This is a genomic window from Pseudomonas sp. Z18(2022), from assembly GCF_036346535.1.
Taxonomy (GTDB): Bacteria; Pseudomonadota; Gammaproteobacteria; order Pseudomonadales; family Pseudomonadaceae; genus Aquipseudomonas; species Aquipseudomonas yamanorum_A.
Window position 1 is genome coordinate 1 of sequence record NZ_JAOTOA010000033.1, and the last position, 22,744, is coordinate 22,744.

Annotated in this window: 19 protein-coding genes and 1 pseudogene; 12 read left to right on the forward strand and 8 right to left on the reverse strand. The window is 62.9% G+C overall.

The features are described from left to right. Window positions 1-294 precede the first annotated feature (294 nt). Window positions 295-900 carry a response regulator transcription factor gene (locus tag V3W39_RS31625; protein WP_177048615.1) on the reverse strand — a complete coding sequence of 202 codons (606 nt, stop codon included), beginning with the start codon at window positions 898-900 and terminating at the stop codon, window positions 295-297. A 219-nt stretch (window positions 901-1,119) separates the two neighbouring features. Here V3W39_RS31625 and hpaC point away from each other — a divergent pair, with 219 nt between their 5' ends. Further along, the gene (gene hpaC, locus V3W39_RS31630; protein WP_177048616.1) at window positions 1,120-1,632 is read left to right on the forward strand and encodes a 4-hydroxyphenylacetate 3-monooxygenase, reductase component; all 513 of its coding nucleotides are present in this window, start codon (window positions 1,120-1,122) and stop codon (window positions 1,630-1,632) included. An 85-nt stretch (window positions 1,633-1,717) separates the two neighbouring features. Here hpaC and V3W39_RS31635 read toward each other — a convergent pair whose 3' ends face one another. Together V3W39_RS31635 and V3W39_RS31640 are read right to left on the reverse strand one after the other, a co-directional pair. Next, a complete protein-coding gene (locus tag V3W39_RS31635; protein ID WP_330214041.1) occupies window positions 1,718-3,859 on the reverse strand; it encodes a methyl-accepting chemotaxis protein in 2,142 nt (713 codons plus the stop codon). 53 nt (window positions 3,860-3,912) lie between these two features. Further along, on the reverse strand, window positions 3,913-5,235 hold the full coding sequence (locus V3W39_RS31640; RefSeq protein ID WP_330214042.1) for a hypothetical protein: 1,323 nt from the start codon (window positions 5,233-5,235) through the stop codon (window positions 3,913-3,915). A gap of 226 nt (window positions 5,236-5,461) precedes the next feature. On the opposite strand from V3W39_RS31640, the gene V3W39_RS31645 reads away from it, so the two are divergent. The 6 genes from V3W39_RS31645 to V3W39_RS31670 all read left to right on the forward strand — a co-directional run bounded on the left by V3W39_RS31645 (window position 5,462) and on the right by V3W39_RS31670 (window position 13,375). Continuing rightward, on the forward strand, window positions 5,462-5,851 hold the full coding sequence (locus tag V3W39_RS31645) for a c-type cytochrome (protein ID WP_177078578.1): 390 nt from the start codon (window positions 5,462-5,464) through the stop codon (window positions 5,849-5,851). Between the two features lie 13 nt (window positions 5,852-5,864). Beyond that, on the forward strand, window positions 5,865-7,355 hold the full coding sequence (locus V3W39_RS31650; protein ID WP_330214043.1) for an aldehyde dehydrogenase family protein: 1,491 nt from the start codon (window positions 5,865-5,867) through the stop codon (window positions 7,353-7,355). A gap of 923 nt (window positions 7,356-8,278) precedes the next feature. Beyond that, window positions 8,279-8,788 carry a sigma-70 family RNA polymerase sigma factor gene (locus V3W39_RS31655; protein ID WP_330214044.1) on the forward strand — a complete coding sequence of 170 codons (510 nt, stop codon included), beginning with the start codon at window positions 8,279-8,281 and terminating at the stop codon, window positions 8,786-8,788. A 9-nt stretch (window positions 8,789-8,797) separates the two neighbouring features. Continuing rightward, complete coding sequence (locus V3W39_RS31660) at window positions 8,798-9,754, forward strand: FecR domain-containing protein (RefSeq protein ID WP_330214045.1); 957 nt, start codon at window positions 8,798-8,800, stop codon at window positions 9,752-9,754. Between the two features lie 91 nt (window positions 9,755-9,845). After that, a complete protein-coding gene (locus V3W39_RS31665) occupies window positions 9,846-11,639 on the forward strand; it encodes an ABC transporter ATP-binding protein (RefSeq protein ID WP_330214046.1) in 1,794 nt (597 codons plus the stop codon). Beyond that, the gene (locus tag V3W39_RS31670) at window positions 11,633-13,375 is read left to right on the forward strand and encodes an ABC transporter ATP-binding protein (RefSeq protein WP_330214047.1); all 1,743 of its coding nucleotides are present in this window, start codon (window positions 11,633-11,635) and stop codon (window positions 13,373-13,375) included. Before V3W39_RS31665 ends, V3W39_RS31670 begins: the two co-directional genes overlap by 7 nt. Before the next feature lie 31 nt (window positions 13,376-13,406). Here the strand turns inward: V3W39_RS31670 and V3W39_RS31675 are convergent, their stop codons facing one another. After that, on the reverse strand, window positions 13,407-15,146 hold the full coding sequence (locus V3W39_RS31675; RefSeq protein WP_330214048.1) for a dipeptidase: 1,740 nt from the start codon (window positions 15,144-15,146) through the stop codon (window positions 13,407-13,409). Window positions 15,147-15,477: 331 nt separating this feature from the next. Here V3W39_RS31675 and V3W39_RS31680 point away from each other — a divergent pair, with 331 nt between their 5' ends. Then, on the forward strand, window positions 15,478-16,434 hold the full coding sequence (locus V3W39_RS31680; RefSeq protein ID WP_177115640.1) for a Dyp-type peroxidase: 957 nt from the start codon (window positions 15,478-15,480) through the stop codon (window positions 16,432-16,434). On the opposite strand, the pseudogene V3W39_RS31685 reads toward V3W39_RS31680, so the two are convergent. Together V3W39_RS31685 and V3W39_RS31690 are read right to left on the reverse strand one after the other, a co-directional pair. After that, window positions 16,433-16,513, reverse strand: a pseudogene (locus V3W39_RS31685) (outer membrane lipoprotein carrier protein LolA); the annotation flags it as partial. The gene V3W39_RS31680 and the pseudogene V3W39_RS31685 overlap by 2 nt on opposite strands. A gap of 17 nt (window positions 16,514-16,530) precedes the next feature. Further along, a complete protein-coding gene (locus V3W39_RS31690) occupies window positions 16,531-17,400 on the reverse strand; it encodes an undecaprenyl-diphosphate phosphatase (protein WP_330214049.1) in 870 nt (289 codons plus the stop codon). Between the two features lie 191 nt (window positions 17,401-17,591). Here V3W39_RS31690 and V3W39_RS31695 point away from each other — a divergent pair, with 191 nt between their 5' ends. Continuing rightward, entirely contained in the window at window positions 17,592-18,098 is a 507-nt protein-coding gene (locus V3W39_RS31695; RefSeq protein ID WP_177044096.1) for a GNAT family N-acetyltransferase, read from the forward strand. Between the two features lie 4 nt (window positions 18,099-18,102). Here V3W39_RS31695 and V3W39_RS31700 read toward each other — a convergent pair whose 3' ends face one another. After that, complete coding sequence (locus tag V3W39_RS31700) at window positions 18,103-19,059, reverse strand: GlxA family transcriptional regulator (protein WP_177080017.1); 957 nt, start codon at window positions 19,057-19,059, stop codon at window positions 18,103-18,105. Window positions 19,060-19,226: 167 nt separating this feature from the next. On the opposite strand from V3W39_RS31700, the gene V3W39_RS31705 reads away from it, so the two are divergent. After that, a complete protein-coding gene (locus V3W39_RS31705) occupies window positions 19,227-19,904 on the forward strand; it encodes a type 1 glutamine amidotransferase domain-containing protein (protein WP_259200792.1) in 678 nt (225 codons plus the stop codon). Between the two features lie 98 nt (window positions 19,905-20,002). After that, entirely contained in the window at window positions 20,003-21,127 is a 1,125-nt protein-coding gene (locus V3W39_RS31710; protein ID WP_330214050.1) for an alkene reductase, read from the forward strand. A 6-nt stretch (window positions 21,128-21,133) separates the two neighbouring features. On the opposite strand, the gene V3W39_RS31715 is transcribed toward V3W39_RS31710, so the two are convergent. After that, a complete protein-coding gene (locus V3W39_RS31715) occupies window positions 21,134-21,739 on the reverse strand; it encodes a glutathione S-transferase (protein WP_330214051.1) in 606 nt (201 codons plus the stop codon). Window positions 21,740-21,840: 101 nt separating this feature from the next. Here V3W39_RS31715 and gcvA point away from each other — a divergent pair, with 101 nt between their 5' ends. Then, window positions 21,841-22,740 carry a transcriptional regulator GcvA gene (gene gcvA, locus V3W39_RS31720; RefSeq protein ID WP_330214052.1) on the forward strand — a complete coding sequence of 300 codons (900 nt, stop codon included), beginning with the start codon at window positions 21,841-21,843 and terminating at the stop codon, window positions 22,738-22,740. Window positions 22,741-22,744 lie beyond the last annotated feature (4 nt).

Below are 22,744 nucleotides of genomic sequence, written 5' to 3' on the forward strand. Positions count from 1 at the left end.
GGCACACCGCAGCGATCCCATCGCAGCCTCGCCAAGGCTCGACAGCTCCCACATTGGAATGAGGTCAACTGTGGGAGCTGGCTTGCCTGCGATGCAGACAACTCGATACCCCAGGCACACCGCAGCGATCCCATCGCAGCCTCGCCAAGGCTCGACAGCTCCCACATTGGAATGAGGTCAATTGTGGGAGCTGGCTTGCCTGCGATGCAAACAACTCGATACCCCAGGCACACCGCAGCGATCCCTTCGCAGCCTCGCCAAGGCTCGACAGCTCCCACATTCATTCATCGCGCCCTACGGGTACAACACCTCGCGGACCAGCATGGCAATGCTGGTCACGCCCATCTTTTCCTTGATCTTGGTGCGGTGCACGTCAACGGTCTTCACGCTGATGTTCAGCTCGCGAGCAATCACCTTGCTCGCCTTGCCATCCACCACCAGCATCAACACTTCCCGCTCGCGGCTGGTCAGCAGCGCCAGCTTGCCTTGCAGGTGCTCGCGCTGTTCCTGGTCGGCCTGGGCCTGCACGGCGGTCTTCAGCGCGGCCTGGATGCGGTCGATCATCTGTTGCGGGTTATAGGGTTTCTCGACGAAATCCAGTGCGCCGTTTTTCATCGCCGTGACCGACATCGGGATGTCGCCGTGGGCCGACACGAAGATGGTCGGCAAGGTACTGCCGCGCCGGTTGAGGATGTCCTGCAACTGGAAGCCGCTGGTTTGCGGCATGCGCACGTCCAGTACCAGGCACGCGGGTTGGCGTGGGTCGTAGTGTTCGAGGAACTCTTCGGCGCCGGCAAAGCACTGGGCCTTTACGCTGACCGACTCCAGCAGCCAGGCCAGCGAGGTACGCAGGTCTTTGTCGTCATCAACGATGTAAACGATCGGTGTGCGATTTTCCATCAGGGGCTGCCACGAGAATTTCTAATTATTGTTTTCGCACGCAGGCACGCAGCGGCGGACATTGGCTCATCTATGGAGCCTTGCCAGCAGAATACCCAGTGTGAACGGCCCTGACGATAAAGAAACCACCTAGTCGGCATGGGGATCGTCTGAATGGTCGCGCCATGCGTGACGCCTTAGTCTGGTTGCATCACCCACGGATCGTTAAGGGGCACCGACATGGCCGACCTGAGCCAGCAGCAAATCGACTTTCGCAACGCCATGGCGCAACTGCCGGCCGCGGTGAACATCATCACCACCAACGGCCCCGGCGGGCGTTGCGGGATCACGGCGAGTGCGGTGTGTTCGGTGACGGATTCGCCGCCCACGGTGCTGGTGTGTGTGAACCGCAGCAGCGCGACCCATGATGTGTTCCGCACCAATGGGCAGTTGTGCGTGAACGTGCTGTGCGGGGAACAGGAAGAGCTGGCGCGGCATTTTGCCGGGATGACCCAGGTGCCCATGGCCGAACGGTTTGCCTGGGACCTCTGGGACGGTGGTGAGGCGGGCGTGCCAGTGCTGCGGGATGCGCTGGTGCAGCTGGAAGGGCGCATCAGTGAATGCAAGGAAGTGGGCTCGCATTCGGTGATGTTCGTGGAGTTGTCGCGGGTCGGGGTACGGGGGCAGGGCGATAGCCTGGTGTACTTCAATCGGCTGTTTCACCGGATCGAGCATGCCAGCGCCCGACTGTAGGAGCTGGCTTGCCGGCGATCGCATCGCTTCGGTGTATCTGAAGGACCGAGTTGTCTGCATCGCCGGCAAGCCGGCTCCTACAGGGTCAGATGCGGAAGCTGCCCACCAGCTGATTGAGGCGCTCTGCCTCACGCTCAAGCTCGGTACAGGCCTGCAACGTCGATTGCAGGTTTTCCACCCCAGCCTGGTTCAGCATATTGATTTCGGTAATGTCGACATTCAGCGCCTCCACCACCGACGTCTGCTCCTCGGTCGCAGCCGCCACCGACTGGTTGACGTTATCAATCTCGCCAATGCGCAACGTCACGCTGGCCAACCGCGTGCCCGCCAGGTTGGCAATGCTCACGCTTTCCTCGCTGTGCTGCTGGCTCTCGGTCATGGTATTGACGGATTCCCGGGCACCCACTTGCAGCTCTTCGATCATCTGCTGAATTTCCAGCGCCGACTCCTGGGTGCGATACGCCAGGCTGCGCACCTCGTCGGCCACCACCGCAAACCCGCGCCCGGCTTCCCCGGCCCGGGCGGCTTCAATGGCGGCGTTCAGCGCCAGGAGGTTGGTCTGCTGGGAGATGCCTTTGATCACTTCCAGGATCTGCCCGATGTTCACTGTCTTGTGATTCAACGCATCGATATGCACACACGAGGCACTGATCTTGCCCGACAGCTCATTCATCACTGCAATCGTACGCTCCACCACTTGGCGCCCGTCTTCGGCCTGTTGCCGGGCGCCGGAGGCTTGTTGCGAGGCGTCGGAAGCGTTGCGGGCGATTTCCTGGGCGGCGGCGCCCAGCTCATTGATCGCCGCCGCGACGCTGTTGGTGCGGGTGGCCTGTTCGTCGAAGTTGTTCAGCGAGGAATTCGAGGCCAGCAGCACGCGCTTGACCACCTGGTTGACCCCAAGCCCCGCCGAAGACACTTCGCGGATCGACTGGTGGATGCGTTCGACAAAACGGTTGAACGCACTGGCCAATTGGCCGATTTCATCACGGGACTGCACTTCCAGGCGCCGTGTCAGGTCGCCTTCGCCCCGGGAAATATCCTCCATCACTCGGGTCAGGGTTTGCAGCGGGCGGGTAATGCGCAAGGCCGCGTACCAGATCAACAACAAGCCGAGCAGGGCCGAGCCGCCGCCCAGCAGCAGTTCCAGCGCGGTGCTTTTCACCCCTTGGGCATCGAGTTGCTGTTGCAGCGCCGTGACCGGCGCCAACAGCACCGACTGCGGCACACCCACCAGCACGCCCCACGGCGCGGCGCCGGCAATCGGTGCCAGTGGCTCAAGCAGCTTGATCTGTTGTTGGTCGACAAAGGTTTGCGGCTGCCCTTGGCGCAGTGCGTCCAGTATCTGGGGACCGTCCGGCATCACGGTGCTGATCGGCTGCCCCAGGTGGCTGGCATCCTCGCTGTAGGCGGAAATGACCCCCTTGGGGCTGACGATGCTGACTTGCCCGTGGCCGTCGAACAGTTGCCCGGCGCTGGTCTGGCTGGCCTGTTGCAAGGCCGCCAGGTTGATGTCCAGGCCGACCACCGCAATCACCTTGCCGTGTTCCATCAGCGGGAACGCAATGCTGGTCACCAGCTTGCGGCTGCCGGAAGCCTCGTCGAAATACGGCTCCAGTACGCAGGCCTTGGCGGTGTCGCGGGCGCAGGTGTAGAAGGCGTTGTACGGTGCGCCGCTGGGGCCGGGGGAGGTGTTGGCCAGCAACGCTTCGTCGCCGACCACCGCTGTCAGCTCACCCGGTGAAGCTTGTACCCAATATTGGGCAAAGCGCCCGGCCTCGTTGCTGCCCACGGCGGCCTGGTCGACGAAGTGGGCATCGTCCCCGTCCAGGGCATTGGCTTCAAAAATGAGATAAATCCCGAGCAGGTCGGGCTTGTCGATCAGGGCCTGGTGCAGCTGGGTATTCAGCTCCTGGCGCAATTGTGGGCGGGTCAGCTTGCCCTGTTGTTGCAGTTGCCGCAGGTACAGCACATAGCGCGACAAGCCCTGGCCGTATTCGTGGGTTTGCGTGAAGGTGCGTTGCACCTGCATGGCCTGTACTTGCCCCAGGGCCTGCATGTGTTCCGTGGCGGCGGCGGCGAGCATCTCACTGCTGGCCTGGGCCACGTGCTGGCTGCTTTGGTGGGTCTGGTACAGCGACAGGCTCATCAGCAGGCCGACCACCAGCAACAGGCAGAGGCCGGCGAGCAGGGCGATCTTGCTCTGTATCGTGAGGAATTTCTTGTGCATGGCGAAGGCCTTGGCCAGGCGAGGCGATGGCGGTGCCACCGCCCCGGCCGGGCTTAGAAGTTAGTGGCGAACACCACTTGGCTGTAGAGGTTTTTATCGTGGTTGCCCAGCTGCGTGCCGCCCTGGTCGGCGCTCTTGTCCGGCTGGTACAGGCCGATCAGCGGCATCACCGTCAGGTGTTCGTTGACGTGCCATTCGGCATACACGTCCAGCTCGTGGCCGTCGTTGTTGCCGAGGTTGCGGTCGATGGTCTTGAAGTCGAACAGCACCGCGCCGACGCTGAGGTTTTCCAGGGGCGAGACCTTGAACGTGACGTTCTGGATGCGCGAGTTGTTGTTGAACGGCCCGGCGTAGTTGCCCGCCACTTCACCCTGGAACCAGGTGCCGTAGCCACGGCTGAAACCGTAGAACAGCGGGTCGAAACCTTCCGAGAAACGGCTGTAGCGGTAGCTCACATACGGTGTCCAGGCCACGTCGGCAAAGGTCCAGCCGGCTTCCAGGTACCAGGCGTCTTCGTTGCCGGTGTGGGGCTTGTCCTGCCAGGCATACTCGCCGGACAGGAACAGGTTGGTCACCCCGGCATTCCCCGTGGCCCGCAGGCTGTAGGTCTTCATGCCGTCCCGCTCCAGCTGCGTGGGGGAGGCGTATTGCTTGTCGACGTCGGTGGTGTCGATGTACGTCAGCCCCACGGTGCCTTCGGTGGCCACGTGTTCGAGGGTGGCGACGTACATCTCGGTCTTGGCCTGGGCACGGTTGTCGGACTTGAGCCACATCAGGTCGCTGCGCCAGCCTTCCTTGCCGCCCAGGCGCAGTACGGCGGTCTCGTCGAAGGCTTTGCGGGCAGCGATGTAGTAGCCGCCGCCGCGATTCATGTCGCCGTCGGCCACGCCCTTGCCGAAGTTCAGCGCGTCGCCGTCGATCAGGAAGCCGTCGCCGACCACGATGTTCTGGCGGCCGAAGGACAGGTCCACGCCATTCTCGCCCAGGGCCTCGAACAGCTTGCCCGAGCGCCAGCCGAGGTAGGCGTCTTCGAATTTGGTGGTGCGCTCCGTGCCGTCGCTGAAGCCTGCGGCATCGCCGTCGCCCCAGGTGCCGGAGCTCAGCAGGTTGGCCGCGCCATAGGTGGTGCCGGCGCCGCTGAAGCTTTTGTCGAAGCTCAGGCCGTACTTGATGTAGCCCTCGCGCCAGGACGAGGAACCTTTGGCCAGGCGACCGGAGGGGGCGTAGTTCTGCTGGCTGTGGAAGGCACCGAAGACCGCCTCCAGGGTGGCGTTCAGGTGACTGCTGTCATCGGCGTACAACTCATAGGCGCCGGCTTGGTTGGCGCCGATCATCAGCGCGAGGGTCGAGAGACGAAGCAAGGGGGACTTGAGCATGGTGTGGCATCCATTCTTGTTCATGACCACAGGGTTGGGGTCTGCCGCGATACTAATGCTGGCGAAGTGACGTGCCTTTTGTCTGGTTGCCAAAGACTTGACTGTGCTTGCCAGAATCCACGGTTTGGCAGCCCAGCCAACACGACTGGCACGCAGGGCAAAACCCAGGCGACCTTGAGCCCTGACAATCGTCGGCAACTTCGATGGTTTCCAAGGTCGTTTTTCTATGTTCACTGCACACAGATTGTCCCTGGCCGGCGTGCTGTCGCTGGCCCTCGCCCACAGCGCGTTCGCCGCCGAATGCGCTCCCGACACGGGTCACGGTGCCCAGGTATTTGCCAACGAATGCAGCGTGTGCCACGCGGTCACCAAGGGCGGCGCGACGATGATGGGGCCAAACCTGGCCGGCGTTTACGGGCGCAAATCCGGCTCCCTGGCGGGCTTCAGCTATTCCCAGGCGATGCGTGACAAAAACGTCGAGTGGCAAGCCGAGACCATCGCGCAATTCATCACCCAACCCCAGGCGTTTGTGCCCGGCACCTACATGCCCTACATGGGCCTGGCTTCGGCCGACGATCGCCAAGCGGTCGCCTGCTTTCTCAAAGAACAACAGTGAATACAGGTGAATCATGAGCAACGTTGAAATCCTGCCGCAGGTGGCTGCATTCCTCGACCGCCGCCATGGCTGCTTTATCGATGGCCAGTGGGTGTTTGCCGAAGGCGAGCACATCAAGGTGGTCAACCCGGCCACCGGGGCAACCCTGTGCGAAACCCTGGACGCGCCGCTGCACGTGGTGGAGCAGGCGGTGCAGTCGTCCCATGCGGCCTTCAAGTCCCGGGTGTGGTCGGGTTTGCGCCCGGCTGACCGGGAGCGGATTTTGCTGAACTTCACCGCGCTGGTTGAGGCCCATGCCGAGGAACTGGCGCAGCTGGAAACGTTGAGCCAGGGCAAGTCGATCAACCTGGCGCGGGGGCTGGACTTGAACGCCACGGTGGAGTTCATGCGCTACATGTCGGGTTGGGCGACCAAGATCGAAGGGCAGACCTTTGACGTGTCGATCCCGTTGCCGCCGGGGGCGAAGTTCACCGCGTTCACCAAGCGCGAGCCGGTGGGGGTGGTGGTGGGCATCGTGCCGTGGAACTTCCCGCTGCTGATTGCGGCCTGGAAGTTGATGCCAGCGTTGGCCACCGGGTGCACGGTGATCATCAAGCCGGCGATGGAGACACCGTTGACGGCGATGCGTCTGGCGGAGCTGGCGTTGGAGGCGGGGATTCCGGCCGGGGTATTCAACGTTGTGACCGGAGGCGGGGCGTCGGTGGGGGGCGTGCTGACTTCTCATCCGTTGGTGAGCAAGGTGTCGTTTACCGGTTCGACTGCGGTGGGCAAGAGTGTGGGTGTGGCGTGCATGGAGAACATGACGCGGTTTGCCCTGGAATTGGGGGGCAAGAACCCGATGATTGTGTTGGCGGATGCCGATATTGATAAGGCGATCCAGGGGGCGATCCTGGGTGGGTTGCTGAACAACGGGCAGGTGTGTGCGGCGGCTTCGCGCTTTTATGTGCATCGGTCGGTTTACGACAGGTTTGTCGAGGGGTTGGCGGCGGCGGTGTCGGCGATGCCGTTGGGGGCCGGGATGGATGGTTCGGCGGCGATTAATCCGTTGGTGTCGCGCAAGCAGCAGCAGGGGGTTTTGCGGCATATCGAGCAGGCTCGGGCTGAAGGGGCGCGGGTGGTGATCGGTGGGGATGAGGTGGTGGGTGAGGGGTTTTATGTGCGGCCGACGATTTTGGCGGATATCGATCATGGGATGGCCGTGGCCCGGGAGGAGGTGTTTGGGCCGGTGTTGGGGGTCATGGCGTTTGATGATGAGGATGCGGTGATTGCTCTGGCCAACGACAATCGTTATGGGTTGGCGGCGAGCCTTTGGACCAATGATTTGGGTAAGGCGATGAACCTGGTGCCGCGGATCGAGGCGGGGACGGTTTGGGTGAATGCGCATGTGCTGCTGGACCCGGCGATGCCGTTTGGCGGGGTGAAGCAATCGGGGATGGGACGGGAGTTTGGGCGGGCGGTGATCGAGGCTTATACCGAGTTGAAGTCGGTGTGTATTGCGCATTGATCGGGGGACATATCCGTTATTTAGGTAACGGCCGCCTATGGTTTCGCTCTTACAGCGACTCACTTTGGAAAAGCCCCAAAGTAAGCAAAGGGCTCTGCCCCGCCTGTCGGCACCTCGCGTAGGCTCGGTGTTCCCTCACTCCGGGATTGCTCCGCGGGCCGCCGCGACGGGGCGTCCCTGCCCCGTCGCGGCTAAACCGGCGTCCTGCCGGTTTACCCGCTCCTCAATCCCTGCGTTCGGCCTCGGGCTGAATGGGGCAGTCAGATCAAGAGCAAGATCAAGATCAACAGCACGGCGGCCTGAAAGCCGACCTGAGTGTGGTGAAGCAAAGGCAAAAGCTGCTTTTCTGTAGGAGCTGGCTTGCCTGCGATGCAGACAACTCGGTACATCAGATACACCGAGGTGATGCCATCGCAGGCAAGCCAGCTCCCACAGTAGGACCGTGCCCGCTCTGGCTTTAGATTTTGATTTGGCTTTTGCTTCACCACACTCAAGCCGGCCTGTAGGCCGCTGTGCTGTTGATCTGCTTTTGATTTTGATCTTAGGCGCCCCGTTAAACCACGCTGGCCGAACGCAGGTAGTACGGAGCGGGTAAACCGGCAGGACGCCGGTTTAGCCGCGACGGGGCAGGGACGCCCCGTCGCGGCGGCCCGCTTCGTGCTACCGGAGCTGAGGGCACACCGAGCCTAGGCGAGGTGCCGAGTGGTGGGGCAAGAGCGTTTTGCTTACTTTTGCGCTCTTCAAAAGTGAGCCGCTGTAAGAGCGGAACCAATCGTGGCCGTTACAAAAATAACGGATATGTACACCTCAGCCCCCCAACCCCCCGCATTGCACCCACGCCCCAGAGCCGATAGTCTTGCAAACTGTTACCAACAACCCAATGCCCCAGCACTCCCGGGACCATTGGGTAAAAGGAGAGGTTTGTGAACATCGGACAGTTCGCCTTTCAACGCCAGGTTGAAAATCTATACGTCGACCACAACAGCTGGCTACGCACCCTGTTGCGCAATAAGCTGGGCAACGCGTTCGACGCCGCCGACCTCGCCCACGACGTCTACCTGCAACTCATGCGCAAGGGCCAACTCCCGCCCACCGGCGAGTCCCGGCGCCACCTCACCCAGATCGCCAACGGCCTGGTCATCGACCTCTACCGCCGCCGCCAGATCGAATCCGCCTACCTGCAAGCCCTGACCCTGTTACCCGAAACCCGCGCCGCCGATGAAGAAACCCGCGCCCTGGCCATCGAAGCCCTGATCGAAATCGACGCCGCCCTGCACAGTCTCCCACCCAAGGCCCGCCAGGCCCTGTTGCTGTGCAAGCTCGACGGCCTGAGCTACCGCGAGATCGCCGCCCAACTGCAAGTCTCCATCTCCTCGGTAGAAAAATACATCGCCGCCGGCCTGTTGGCCTGCTACCAGACCCTGCACGGCTGACCCGTCGCGATGTCGATCGAGCAGCCCATTTCCCCCGCTATCATCGAGCGCGCCACCGCCTGGATGGCCCGCCTGTGGGCCGATGACGCCAGCGAGGATGACCACGCCAACTGCCTGCGCTGGCGCGCCGAACACCCCCACCACGAACTGGCATGGACCCGCCTGCTGGGCTTCGAGCAAAAACTCCACAGCGTACCGGCGCCAGTAGCCAAACACACCCTGGCCGAACCCGCTGCCCCCGACTCCCTCAACCGGCGCAGTACCCTGCGACTGCTGGGCCTGTTGGTCGCAGCCGGCAGCCTCGCCTACGGCGTGCGCCGCACCGACACCTGGCAACTGGCGAGTGCCGGGCACAGCACCCGCACCGGAGAAGTTCGCGAGGTCGCATTACCCGACGGCACCCGCGTGGTGCTGGCGTCTGCCTCGGCGATTGACGTGCAGTTCGACGACCACCAGCGCCTGGTACTGCTGCGGGCCGGCGAGGTGTTCATCACCACCGCGCCTTCACCCCGGCCGTTTCGGGTGCAGACGCGCCAAGGCCTGCTTCAGGCCCTGGGCACACGTTTCAGCGTGCGCCAATGCGACGACAGTTGCCGGTTGGCGGTGCTGGAAGGCGCCGTGCAGGTGCAGCCCGCACACGGCGCGGGCGTGCGGGTGGATGCCGGCCACGGCGCGAGCATTTCCAGGAATCAGGTGAAACCCATCGCGCAGGTGACAGACCGCAGCGTCGCCTGGGTCAAGGGCCTGTTGGTGGCCGACGGTACGCGGCTCGATGAGCTGGTCGCCGAACTGGCGCGCTACCGTCCGGGTGTGCTGCGTTGTGCGCCGGAGGTGGCCATGCTGCGGGTCAGCGGCGTGTTGCACCTGGCCGATACCGACCTCGCCCTGGACAACCTGGCGGCTGCGTTGCCAATACAGGTGATCCGGCGCACCCGCTACTGGGTGACCGTCAGCGCCCCTGCCTGAAAATTATTTCCGGTTCCGGTTGAGGGTTTTGGCTGCTCGTTCGGAAGATAAGGTAAGGGCGAGCAAAAGCTCATTCAGTCAGGGAGACTTCATGAGTAACAGGGATACGGCTGCGGCCAAACCCAGGGGCCGGGGCGCGGTCTCGCAGGTATTGCGGCCGGTACGCGCGCGACTGATCGCCGCCGCACTGCTGGCCGGTGTGGGCAGCATGCTGACGCTGGTGCCGCTGGGCGGCATCGTGCATATCGCCAGGATCGCCCTCGGCGAGCCGTCGATTGCCCAGGCATCGGGCGAGGTGTGGTTGACCATCACCGTCAGCCTGGCGAGCCTGTTCGCGGGCATGTTGTTGATGACGGTTGCCGAGGCCGTGGCGCATCTGGCCGACAACCACATCACTCGCCATTTGCGCCTGGCCATCGCCGAGCGTCTGAGCCAGGTGCCGCTGGGCTGGTTCACCGAGCGGGCGTCCGGTGAGGTCAAGCAGGCGCTGCAGGACGACATCGGCACCTTGCATAGCCTGACGGCGCATTTCTATACCACCGTGGGCCGCTGCGCCGGGGCAGTCTTGCTGGCGGTGGTCTATCTGTTCACGGTCGACTGGCGCATGGCGCTGGTCTCGCTGCTGCCGTTTCCGGGGTTTTTCCTGTTCTTTGCCAGGGCGATGAAAGCCAGCGGCAGCAACATGGGCTCCTTTGTCGAGCGCATGACCCGGGTCAATAACGCGGTGGTCGAGTTCGTCAACGGCATTCCGGTGGTCAAGGCCTTCGGCGCGACCGGCAAGGCCCACGCGAGTTACCGTGAGGCAGTGGATGATTTCAGCGAGGCGTTCGTTGAGTTCACCCGGCCGCTGGTGGGGACGATGGCCAATGCCAACGCGATGATCGCCCCGGTGACCGTGCTCGCAATGGTGCTGACGTTCGGCCTGGTATTTGTGAGTCTTGGCTGGATTGAGGCCGTCGACGTGCTGCCATTTGCCATTGTCGCGCCGGGTATTTGCGCGCCGCTGATGCTGCTGAGTTACATCACCCACGATCTGAACAACGCCGTGGGTGCCGCCGAACGTATGCAGGCACTCCTGGCGACACCGGTGCTGGCGCAGGTGGCCCCGGGGTCCGAGCGGCTGCCCAAGGACGCCGAAGTGCGCGTCGAACACCTCGGCTACGCCTACCACCCGCAGCACCCTGTGCTGTCGGATATCAGCTTCACCCTCAAGCCCGGCACCGTGACCGCCATCGTCGGCGCCTCGGGCTCGGGCAAGTCGACCCTGGCGCGCCTGCTGCTGCGTTTTTTCGATCCGACCGAGGGGCGTATCACCCTGGGCGGCGTCGACCTGCGACAGATCGAGACCGCGCAGCTCTACAGCCTGATCGGTTTTGTGCTGCAGGAGGTGCGCTTGATTCATGCCAGCGTTGCCGAAAACATCGCCCTCGGCCGGCCCAGGGCCAGCCAGAAGGAAATCGAGGCGGCCGCACGCGCCGCGAATATCCATGAGTGCATCATCGGCTTGCCCCGGGGCTACGCCTCGGTGATCGGTGAGGACGCGCAGCTGTCCGGTGGCGAGCAGCAGCGCATCAGCATCGCCCGTGCGGTATTGCTGGCACCCCCGGTGCTGGTGCTGGATGAGCCCACGGCCGCCGCCGATGCCGGGAACGAGGTGGCGATCCAGGAGGCGCTCTCGCGTTTTGCCCAGGGCCGCACGCTGCTGGTGATCGCCCACCGCCTCGATACGGTGATGCACGCCGACCACATCATCGTGCTGGAAAACGGTCGCATCGTTGAGCAGGGTAACCATCCTCGACTGATCGCACAGGAAGGCCGCTACGCAAGCCTGTGGGCGTCGGGCGGTTACAAACAGACCCGTGAACAGGCGCTGCCGACATGCTGAAAACCTTTATCGAACTGTTGGGCGACGACGTCCCGGTGTTGCATCGCTATGTCGGCAAGGTGGTGTTCTACGGCGCGTTGTGCGGGCTGACCATCGCTGCGCTGGTGCCGGTGCTGACCGACATGCTCAACGGTGATCTTGCCGAAGCGGCGCTGTGGCTGGTGGTGTTTCTGGCAGCGGTGGCGACGTGTTGGGCTACGCGGCGAGAAGTCGAAAAGGCCGGTGTCGCGGTGGGTGTGGCGGTGCTGCAAGGCGGTCGTCAGCGCATCGGCGATCATGTGGCCGGATTGCCTGTGGGCTGGTTCACGCCCGATAACACCGCGCGACTCAACCATGTGGTGACCCAAGGCATGATGGCCGTGGCCCAGTTGCCCGCCCATGTGTTTACGCCGGTGCTCAGCGGCGTGGTGACGCCATTGGTGCTGGTGCTCGCGCTGTTTGTGCTGAACTGGAAAATGGGGCTCATTGCGTTAGTCGCGCTGCCGCTGCTCGGCGCTGCATTTTGGTTCAATGCGCGGCTGGGGCGGCGTGCCGACCGGGCGTTCCAGCGTAGTTCGGCCGAGACCAGCCAGCGCATGCTGGAGTTCGCCCAGTCGCAGTCGGTGTTGCGCGCGTTCAGTGGTGGCGGCAGTACGGTGTTCCTGCAACGGGCGATTGAGCAGCAGCATGCGACCGGGGCACGCTTGATTCTTCTGTCGGCGACCTCGGTGCTGCTGAATATGTGGCTTGTGCAGATGGTATTCGCCGCGTTGTTGATTGCCGCCGCGCTGTGGCTTGACGCGTACCTGGGGAATGCCTTGCACGTGGGCTCGGTGATTGCGGTGATGGTGTCGCTGTTGCTGGTCAGCCGCTTCATTGACCCGCTGCTGGAGGTGGCCGGCTATGGCGAGACGTTGCGCGGTGCTGGCGGGCAACTTGAGGCGGTGCGCGAGATCCTCGCTGCTTCGCCGCTGAAGGAGCCGGGCGCGCCGCAATCTCCACGGGATGCCTCGGTGGAACTGTTTGACGTGAGTTTTCGACGCCCGGCCGGTCCCAGGGACGTGCTGCGGGGGGTGAGCCTGCGTATCGAGCCCGGCAGCATGACCGCGCTGGTGGGGGCTTCCGGCTCGGGCAAGACCACGCTATTGCGCCTGGTCGCACGGTTTTTCGAGGTCAGCCAGGGCCAGGTGTGTGTCGGGGGCGTGGACGTGCGGCAGATGTCCGGCGAGCAACTCAACGCGCAGATCAGCCAGATCTTCCAGGATACCTACCTGTTCCAGGGCAGCGTCGCCGACAACATTCGCCTCGGCAAACCCGACGCCAGCGACGCGCAAGTACTGGAGGCCGCGCGGCAGGCTGGTGTGCAAGAGCTTATCGAGCGCCTGCCCATGGGCCTGTCGACCACGGTGGGTGAGGGCGGGGCACGCCTGTCCGGTGGCGAGCGTCAGCGTGTCGCCATCGCCCGTGCGTTGATCAAGGGCGCGCCGATCCTGCTGGTGGACGAAGCCACTGCGGCACTGGACGCGGAAAACCAGGCGATCATCGCCGACACCCTGGCGCGCCTGCGCGGCAAGTGCACGTTGATCGTGATCGCGCATCAGTTGTCGACGGTGGTGATGGCTGACCAGATCGTGGTGCTCGACGAGGGGCGGGTCGTGGAGCAGGGCACGCCTGAACAGTTGACGGCCCGCCAAGGGCGGTATGCGCGGTTCCTGGCGCAGCGGCGGGCGTCGAAGGGGTGGCGTATCGCTTGGTAGACCCGCCAGGGCGGCGGGCCTGAAAGGTTACTCAGAGCTTCGGCAGTTGCCCGATGCGGCCCATCATTTCAGTGACGATCTGCAGGTCCAGCAGGAACTGGTCGACGGTCTTGAACTCGTTGTCGGTATGGCCGGTGTACTTGACCTCTGGCCGCGCCAGGCCGAACTGCACGCCGTTGGGCAACTCATGCACGGAGGTGGCGCCGGCCGAAGTACCGTACTTGTGCTCCATGCCCAGGTTCTCGCTGGCCACCGCCAGCAGCGCCTTGACCCACTCGCCTTCAGGGTTGCGGTACATCGGCTCGGCGATCGAGTAGTCAAAACTCACGGCCACGTGGTTTTTCTTGGTCCAGGCTGCCAGCTTGTCGGCGATTTCAGCCTTGAGCACTTGCGGCGACTTGCCCTTCGGTACCCGCAGGTTGACTGCCAGCTTGAAGGTGTTGTCGTCCTCGCCCACATAGGTCAGCGAGGTGGTCAGCGGCCCCATGAACGCATCGGAGAAGCCCACGCCCAGCTTGCCGCCCAGGTAATCCAGGCCCCAGTTGTTGGCGGCGTAACGCGCGGCGTCGGTGAACTGGTTGTGCTTGAGCGCCACCTTGCCGTCGAGGCTGTTGAGGAAGTCGAGCACCCGGGCGACCGGGTTCACCCCGGATTGCGGTTCGGAGGAGTGGGCGGACACGCCGGTGACGGTCAACTGCACGTCCTTGCCGACCACTTTGGCCGCCACTTCGAAGTCGCCGCCATTGCGCTTGGCGTACTCGCTGCCGGCCTTTTGCAGGCTGGCGGCCAGTTCGGCGGGCTTGTCGCTGAGCAATGTCACCACCGATGCCGACGGAATCTGGTTGGTGGCCTTGCCGCCGGTCATCGAGATGATTTCTGCGCCTTTGCCTTCAGCCTTGCGCTTGGGGAACTTGGCCATGACCGTGCCGTAGCCTTTCTCGGCGATCACCACCGGGTAGCCGCCATCCAGCGCCAGGTTGTAGTTAGGCGTTGGGTTGTGTTCGAAATAGTACGGGATCGCGTCGCCGGAGGTTTCCTCGGTGGTGTCCACCAGCAGCTTGAAATTGCGCGCCAGGGGCAGCTTCTCTTCCTTGATCACCTTCATCGCGTACATCGCCACCACGATGCCGTTCTTGTCATCCTCGGTGCCGCGGCCATACATGCGGTCGCCGATCAGCGTGACCTTGAACGGGTCGAGCCTGGTGCCGTCTTTCAGCACCCAGTTCTCCGGGGTTACCGGCACCACATCGGCGTGGGCGTGGATACCGACCACTTCATCGCCGCTGCCTTCCAGGGAAATCTCGTAGACGCGGTTGTCGATATTGCGGAAATTCAGGTTGAACGACTCGGCGAGGCTCTTGATCTTGGCGGCGATCTTGATGAACTCGGGGTTGTCATGCTGAGCCACACCGGCTACCTGGAAGGTCGGAATCTCCACCAACTCGCGCAGGGTTTCGGTGGCGGCTGCGCCGTACTTCACCCGCGCATACAGGCCCAGCAGGCGGTGAATTTCGTTCTGCTGGTCAGCGCTCAGGTCCTTGTTGTCTAGGAAGGCACTGATGGCCGGGCCGAGGTTGTCGCTCTTGGCCACATCACTCTTGGCCAGGCTGGCGAGGAACTGCCGGAAATCCTTGACCGAGGCATCGCTGAAGGTCTTCAGGATGACGGCGTTCTGTTGTGGGGTGAGGTTGGCTTGAGCCTGGGTGGTGAACACCGAAAGGCTGGCCGCCATCAGGGTGGCTACGGCCAGTTGCTTGAGGGAAAAATCCATTGCTGAGGGCATTCCTTTGCAGGGAGTGAGTGAGAAATGTCTGATCGAAAGGTCAGAAACAATTTCACACACTACCATCGAGAAGCAGGAGGAGGGGAGTGCCTGTTGCAGGTTTTGTCCGTAGGCGATGCGCAAGTGGCGCATAAACGAAAATCCAGTGTGGGAGCTGTCGAGCTTTAGCGAGGCTGCGATAGCGGTGGGTCAGGCAACATCAATGTTGACCTTGCTGCCGCCTTCGCAGCCTCGCTAAAGCTCGACAGCTCCCACAGGGTTTTGGCGGTCTGCTAATCTGCCGTCGTTGAAATCCCGACCGCCACCCGTGGACCTTCCAATGACAACCCCAACCGATCAGAACCTCGAACCCCAATCCGTCTGCAGCCCGATCACCAGCAGCGCCATTTTCATGGTTGCCACCCTGGCTCCCGGCAGCGATTCAGCCGAGGCAGTACGCAGTTGGTGCGCCGATATTGCAGGCCTGGTGCGCTCGGTCGGCAAGCGTGTGCCAGCCGGCAACCTGACGTGTGTTGCAGGTTTTGGCTCGAAGGCGTGGGACGCACTGTTCGGCGGCCCGCGTCCGGCAGCGTTGCATCCGTTCAAGGAAGTGGGTGTGGCAGGGCGCCTGGCGCCGGCCACGCCGGGGGATATCCTGCTGCACATTCGTGCCGAGCAGATGGACCTGTGTTTTGAGTTGGCCACCCAGTTGATGGCGGCGCTGGGGGACGCGGTGACGGTGGTGGATGAGGTCCAGGGTTTCCGTTACTTCGACATGCGCAGCATCATCGGTTTTGTCGACGGCACCGAGAACCCGGTAGGGCGCAAGGCGGTGGGTTTCACCATCGTCGGTGATGAGGACCCGGATTTCAGCGGCGGCAGCTATGTAATGGTGCAGAAGTACCTGCACAACATGAAGGCCTGGAATGAATTGTCGGTGGAGGCGCAGGAACGGGTGATCGGGCGCACCAAATTGTCGGACATCGAGCTCGACGATGCGACCAAACCGAGCAATTCCCACAGCGCGCTGACCACCATCACCAAGGACGGCGAGGAAGTGAAGATCCTGCGGGACAACATGCCCTTCGGCCGACCGGGTGCGGGGGAGTTTGGTACGTATTTCATCGGCTACGCGCGGTCGCCGGAGCCTTTGGAATTGATGCTGGAGAATATGTTTGTCGGTCGACCGGCCGGCAACTATGACCGCCTGCTGGACTTCAGCACGGCGGTCACCGGCGGCCTGTTCTTCATACCGTCAGCGGATTTGCTCGAAGAACTGGCCGATCGCGCGCCTTAACTGTAGGAGCGAGCTTGCTCGCGAAAAACTTCCAGGCACCGCGTTTATTCAATCTTGGCGCGTCATCGTTAACGACCATCGCGAGCAAGCTCGCTCCTACAGGAATCCGGTGCTCACCGCCACAATCAGGAATACCCCCAGCACTGCGCGGTAAATCACAAACGGCCAGGTGGAGAACCGCTCCAGGAACTTCATCAGGCCCCAGATTGCGAAGAACGCCGAGACGCTGGCAACCACCAGGCCAAAGATCAGATGCGGCCAGGCGTGGGCCGGCAGCTCGGCGTGGAACAACAACCACAGCTCCTTCAAGCCCGCCAGGGCGATCGCCGGCAAGCCCAGCAGGAACGAAAACCGCGCCGCTTCTTCACGCTTGAAGTTGAGGAACAGGGCGGCAGTCAGGGTCGAGCCCGAGCGGGAAACCCCTGGAATCAGCGCGCCGATCTGCGCAATGCCGACAATCAATGCATCCCGCAGGCGCATTTCCCCCACCGTGCGCTTATGCCTCGCGCTGAGTTCTGCCGCTGCCAGCAGCACCGCCATCACCAGGCAGGAAATCCCGATCACCATCAGCCCGCGCAATGGCGAATTGCACGAGTTAAGCGTCGACGACAAGGCAATCCCGGCGATACCGATCGGAATCGTCGCCAGCACAATGGCCACCGCCAACTTGAACCATTGGTTGTTGTAGTCACCCTGGCGCACCGCGTTGATGCTGCCCACCGTGACCTGGCGCACATCCTTCCAGAAGTAACTGACCACTGCGGCCAATGCAGCCAATTGCATGGCGGCGGAAAACGCCGAGCCCGGATCCGGCCAGCCGAGCAGGGCGGGCACGATGCGCATGTGGGCGGTGGAAGACACAGGCAACAATTCTGTGATGCCTTGAATGATGCCCAGGATGCCGATTTGCAGGTAATCCAGGGACGCAAAGCCGACATCGAGGCCGCTGGTGCAGACGTTTGTCAAAGTACTTATCCTGAAAACAAGGGGGGAGGAAGTGCTGCGGAGTTTAGTCTAACTTTGTAATGATTTTGTCGTTGACAAGAGAAAAGCGCAATTGATTCAGCAAGCAGAAAGCTTGGCGGATGGATTGGCATTGTCAGCGGCTTTTGTTGACAATGACGCCCTGTTTTTGTGCCGAGATGCCCATGCCTGCAATCCCCGATACCACCGTCGAATTGATCGAGACCGGCCCTGAACACGCCGCGCTGATCGCCAACCTCTACCAGTTCTACGCCTACGAGTCCTCGGACTGGGAACAGGAAGACGTCGAGGTGGACGGGCGCTTCTACATTCATGAGGAACACCTGGCCCGCTACTGGGAAGACCCACGGTGGAGCGCCAACCTGTTGTTGGTCGACGGTTTTATCGCCGGCTTCCTGCTGATCGAGGGCAGCGAACTGCCGGGGATCGACGCCCTGGAGCTGGCCGACCTGTTCATCTTGAAACGCTACCGCCGCAAAGGCATTGGCCGCGCCATCGCCACCCAGGTGTTGAGCAGCGGCGAGGCGAATTGGCTGGTGCGGTTCTATGACCAGGATGAAGTGAGCCAGGCGTTCTGGCGCTCGGTGCTGGATAACCTGCCGCGCCCGGTGCAGGCCATCGAGCTGGATGATGAGCCGAACCTGCTGAGTTTCCTGGTGACTCGCGCGGCCCTGCACTAACCCATCAGTTGAATGCCGCGCCAGCCCCGGCACTGAACAGCGCCGCCTGCATCACCTGCGGCGGCTGCCCGAACGCCCGCAGGAATGCCTGGCGCATGCGCTCGCGATCACCGAACCCGGTCTCGCGGGCGACCACTTCCACCGGATGGCGGCTGGTCTCCATCATCGCCCGGGCCGCTTCCACCCGCAGGGACTCGATGGCCTTGGCCGGGGTTTGCCCGGTTTCCTCGCGGAACACCCGGCTGAACTGGCGCGGGCTGAGCCGGGCGACCGCCGCCAGCGCTTCGACGGAAAGGTCGTGGGTCAGGTTCTCCCGGGCGTAGGCCAGGGCCAGCTGCACGCGGTCGGATTTGGGGTCCAGCTCCAGCAACGCCGACAGTTGCGACTGCTCGCTGCCACGCCGCTGGGCAATCACCAGCTTGCGCGCGATGCGCCGGGCGAGGTCGCTGCCCAGGTCGTTCTCTACCATGGCCAACGCCAGGTCCACCCCGGCGCTCATGCCGGCGCCAGTCCAGATCTGGCCGTCGACAACGAACAGTTTGTCTTCCTCCAGGCGAATCTGCGGGTAGCGCTTGGCAAAGGCCGGTGCGTGCAGCCAGTGAGTGGTCGCGCGCTTGCCCTCAAGCAACCCGGCCTCGGCCAGTACGAAGATGCCCATGCACAGCGACGCAATCCGCCGCGACTGCTTCGAGGCCGCCTGCACCAGCTTCAACAGGTTGGCGTCAGGCAGTTGGAACTCCAGGTAACCGCTGACGATCAATGTGTCATAGCCCTCAGGCCTTATCGGCGTGCTGTTCACCGAGAAACCCTGGGACGTCATGATCGGGCCGCCACTCTCCGACACCAGGTGGAACTCATACGCCTGCTCGCCACGCAGCAGATTCGCGCACTCGAACACCGAGCCCAGGCTAAGGCTCAAGGATTGGAAGTTCGGGTAAACCATCAGCGCAATGCTGTGCATCTCATCTCTCCAGGGGGCGCGGAGCAGTGATTGTCGGCGTGTGCCGGGTAAACGGCAACCGGCATGGTGCAATGTCCGGAATCCTTGCGGACATGACATTGTGCGGTTCTGGCCCGGCTCCTAAGCTTGCTTCCATTCCAACCCACATCACCCCGAGGCACTGGCACATGAAAGTATTGATGGTTTTGACTTCTCACGACCAGCTTGGCAACACCGGCCGCAAGACCGGGTTCTGGCTCGAAGAATTTGCTGCTCCCTACTACGCGTTCAAGGACGCCGGGGCCGACGTGACCCTGGCCTCGCCGGCCGGTGGTCAGCCGCCGCTCGACCCGGTCAGCGACCTGCCGGACTCGCAGACCGACCAGACCCGCCGCTTTGCCACCGACCCGGCGGCACAGCAGGCCCTGGCTACCACGCTGAAGCTGGACTCGGTCAACGCCGGTGACTTCGACACCGTGTTCTACCCAGGCGGCCACGGCCCGCTGTGGGACCTGGCTGAGTCGAAAACCTCCATCGCCCTGATCGAAGCCTTTGAGCGTGCCGGCAAGCCGATCGGCTTTGTGTGCCACGCCCCGGGCGCCTTGCGTCACGTCAAGGCGGTCAATGGTGAGCCGCTGGTCAAGGGCCGTCGTGTCACCGGCTTCTCCAACTCTGAAGAAGCGGCGGTTGGCCTGACTGACGTGGTGCCGTTCCTGATCGAAGATGATTTCAAGGCACTGGGCGGCAAGTATGAGAAAGGCGCCGACTGGCAGTCCTTTGTGATTGAAGATGGCCTGTTGGTCACCGGGCAGAATCCTGCCAGTTCAAGCGACGTTGCCAAGGCGCTGTTGAAGCTCACCGCGTAACCCGCAGACCCCCCCCGAAAAAAAGCAAGTGGTTGGCGGCTCCCTGACGGGGAGCCGGCAGCTTCTGCACGCCCGAAATTCGACTCTGGAACCCACTCATGAGCAACAGCGCTTTAGGCACCCCGATCAAACTGGGGCACCACACCCTGAAAAACCGCATCGTCCTGCCGCCGCTCACGCGCCAGCGAAGCGCTCAGCCCGGCGACATTGCCACGGACTTGATGGCCGTTTATTACCGCCAGCGTGCCACGGCCGGCTTCATGGTCAGCGAGGGTACGCAGATCGAGCCCCGCGGCCAGGGCTATGCCTGGACCCCGGGCATCTACACCCCGGCGCAGATCGACGGCTGGCGCACGGTGACCGATGCGGTGCATGCCGACGGCGGCGTGATCTTCGCCCAGCTTTGGCATGTGGGCCGCGTGTCCCATTACGACCTGCAACCCGACGGTGCAGCACCCGTCGCGCCGTCGGCAATCCAGCCGCAGCAGGCGAAGGCATTCGTGGCAACCGGGCCGGGCACGGGGGAGTTGGTGCAGCCGCCAGAACCTCGCGCCTTGGCGACCGCTGAAGTCAAAGAGCTGGTGGCGCTTTACGCCCAGGCCGCCAGAAATGCACTGGCCGCCGGGTTTGATGGCGTGGAGATTCATTCGGCCAACGGCTACCTGGTCAACCAGTTCATCTCGGCGCATTCCAACCAGCGCGAGGACGAGTACGGTGGCTCGCTGCACAATCGCCTGCGCTTCCTGCGGGAAATCGTCGAGGCGGTGGCCGATGTGGTCGGCCCGGAACGCCTGGGTGTGCGCTTTGCGCCGTTGTTCAGCGGCACCGATCAGGACCGGGTTTACATCGGCCTGGTGGAAGAAGACCCGCATCACACCTATATCGAGGCGATCAAGGTACTCGAAGCGGCCGGCATTGCTTATGTGTCGATTGCCGAGGCCGACTGGGACAACGCCCCCGAGCTGCCCGAGTCGTTCCGCCGGGCGGTGCGCGACACCTTCAGCGGTCGCATCATCTACGCCGGCCGCTACACCGCAGAGCGCGGCGTGCGACTGGTAGAGGCGGGGCTGGCAGACCTGATTGCATTTGGTCGACCGTACATTGCCAACCCCGACTTGCCCCAGCGCATCCTCAACGGTTGGCCGCTGAACCCGTTGAACGCTGCCGGCCTGTATGGCGGCACCGAGGTGGGCTTCACTGATTACCCGGTGTACGCCGGGTAAGCCCGACTACTCGACCGGGAACTTGCTGAAGGCCGGATGCTGTTCTGCGCGTGCCGCGTGGCGTTGCAAGTGGGGGAAGGCATCCGCCTTGATCACGTCGGCAATCTTGAGCTGGGTGAAGGACCAGGCGACCGCCGCTGTCAGGCTCGCCTGGGTCAGCGGCGCGTCGCTGTCGCGCTCCGCCACCAACGCCTCCAATAACGAATACGCCGCCAGCAGCTGCCCGGTCACGCGGTCGATCCATGGCTGATGAAGTTTTTCGGCGGGCCGCAGGTGATGTTCGTAGACGATCTGCACGGTCTTTTCGCACGCGGCCAGCGCCAGGCCGATCACTTGCAAGTCCTTGGCAAGTGCCGCTGCTTGCCGGGGCATCAGCTTGTCGCCGTCCGGCGCCAGCGCTTCCAGATACTCGAGGATCAGGCCGGAGTCCATCAACACCGTGCCGTCGTCGAGCACCAGGGTCGGGGCCTTGACCACCGGGTTGATCCTGGAGAATTCATCGAAGGTGCTGAACACCGACAGTGCCTGGTGTTCAAACGCGACACCGTACAGTTCCAGGGAAATGGCTACGCGGCGTACGTAGGGTGAGTCCAGCATGCCGACCAGTTTCATGAAGCCTCCATTTACCGCAGTGTTAAATTCAGATTACTTTATCGGGGGATCAACCCCTGTAATATCGATCTTTTTTATCATGAAAGGTTAGCCAGGCTTACATGAATGCTTTCCCTCCCTTGACCGCATTGCGCAGTTTCGAAGCCACCTCCCGGCTGGGCAGCGTGACTCTGGCGGCCAAGGAATTGCACGTCACCCATTCGGCGATCAGCCAGCAGATCAAGGCGCTGGAGGAGCTGGTCGGCCTCACCCTGTTTGTGCGTGAAGGTCGCGGGCTGCGTGTCAGCGAAGATGGTCGCCTGTATGCACTGCAGATTCGCCAGGCACTGGCGGACATCGAGCATGCCACCCGGACGATCCAGGCCCAGCCGAAAATGGGCGAGTTGGTGGTCGCGGTCATCCCCTCGTTTGCCCGCGCCTGGTTGATCCCCAGGCTGCCGGCGTTTCAGCAGCGCTGCCCCGACGTCAACATCCGCCTGCAAGCCAGCCTGACGGTTTCCAACCTGCATCAGGAGTCAGTGGATATCGGCATTCGCATGGGCAAGGGCGACTGGGACGGCGTGGAGCAGAAGTTGCTGTTTCATGACGAGTTGGTTGTGGTCGCGGCGCCACACTTCAATGGCGGGAAACTGCCGCGCACGCCAGCGCAGATCATCCAGAGCCGGATTATTCACAGCACCGAATCCTGGTTGCCCTGGTGCCAGGCGGCCGGTGTGGACGTGATGGTTGAGCGTCAGGGCCTGTGCAGCAACGATTCAAACCTGGTGCTGGAGGCGGTGCGGCTGGGGCAGGGCATCGCGCTGGATCGGCGCAGCCTGGTGCAGGACGCCATCGGGCGGGGAGAGTTGGTGCAGTTGAGTGAGATCACCGCGCCGTACCCTTACCCGTATTGGCTGGTGTGGCCGCCACGGGAGCGTGCGGCGAACAAGCAGCGGGAGTTCTGCGAGTGGTTGTTCGCCGAGGCGCAAACCTATCAGGCCCTGGTGAAAAACCAGGCCTGATCCG

Excerpts from the sequence above, each read along its gene's own strand:
- V3W39_RS31625 (WP_177048615.1), bottom strand. The coding sequence starts at position 900 with ATGGAAAATCGCACACCGATCGTTTACATCGTTGATGACGACAAAGAC.
- V3W39_RS31665 (WP_330214046.1), top strand. The coding sequence starts at position 9,846 with ATGAGTAACAGGGATACGGCTGCGGCCAAACCCAGGGGCCGGGGCGCG.
- hpaC (WP_177048616.1), top strand. The coding sequence starts at position 1,120 with ATGGCCGACCTGAGCCAGCAGCAAATCGACTTTCGCAACGCCATGGCG.
- V3W39_RS31640 (WP_330214042.1), bottom strand. The coding sequence starts at position 5,235 with ATGCTCAAGTCCCCCTTGCTTCGTCTCTCGACCCTCGCGCTGATGATC.
- V3W39_RS31700 (WP_177080017.1), bottom strand. The coding sequence starts at position 19,059 with ATGCACAGCATTGCGCTGATGGTTTACCCGAACTTCCAATCCTTGAGC.
- gcvA (WP_330214052.1), top strand. The coding sequence starts at position 21,841 with ATGAATGCTTTCCCTCCCTTGACCGCATTGCGCAGTTTCGAAGCCACC.
- V3W39_RS31660 (WP_330214045.1), top strand. The coding sequence starts at position 8,798 with ATGTCGATCGAGCAGCCCATTTCCCCCGCTATCATCGAGCGCGCCACC.
- V3W39_RS31710 (WP_330214050.1), top strand. The coding sequence starts at position 20,003 with ATGAGCAACAGCGCTTTAGGCACCCCGATCAAACTGGGGCACCACACC.
- V3W39_RS31705 (WP_259200792.1), top strand. The coding sequence starts at position 19,227 with ATGAAAGTATTGATGGTTTTGACTTCTCACGACCAGCTTGGCAACACC.
- V3W39_RS31650 (WP_330214043.1), top strand. The coding sequence starts at position 5,865 with ATGAGCAACGTTGAAATCCTGCCGCAGGTGGCTGCATTCCTCGACCGC.
- V3W39_RS31680 (WP_177115640.1), top strand. The coding sequence starts at position 15,478 with ATGACAACCCCAACCGATCAGAACCTCGAACCCCAATCCGTCTGCAGC.
- V3W39_RS31675 (WP_330214048.1), bottom strand. The coding sequence starts at position 15,146 with ATGGATTTTTCCCTCAAGCAACTGGCCGTAGCCACCCTGATGGCGGCC.
- V3W39_RS31715 (WP_330214051.1), bottom strand. The coding sequence starts at position 21,739 with ATGAAACTGGTCGGCATGCTGGACTCACCCTACGTACGCCGCGTAGCC.
- V3W39_RS31645 (WP_177078578.1), top strand. The coding sequence starts at position 5,462 with ATGTTCACTGCACACAGATTGTCCCTGGCCGGCGTGCTGTCGCTGGCC.
- V3W39_RS31670 (WP_330214047.1), top strand. The coding sequence starts at position 11,633 with ATGCTGAAAACCTTTATCGAACTGTTGGGCGACGACGTCCCGGTGTTG.
- V3W39_RS31635 (WP_330214041.1), bottom strand. The coding sequence starts at position 3,859 with ATGCACAAGAAATTCCTCACGATACAGAGCAAGATCGCCCTGCTCGCC.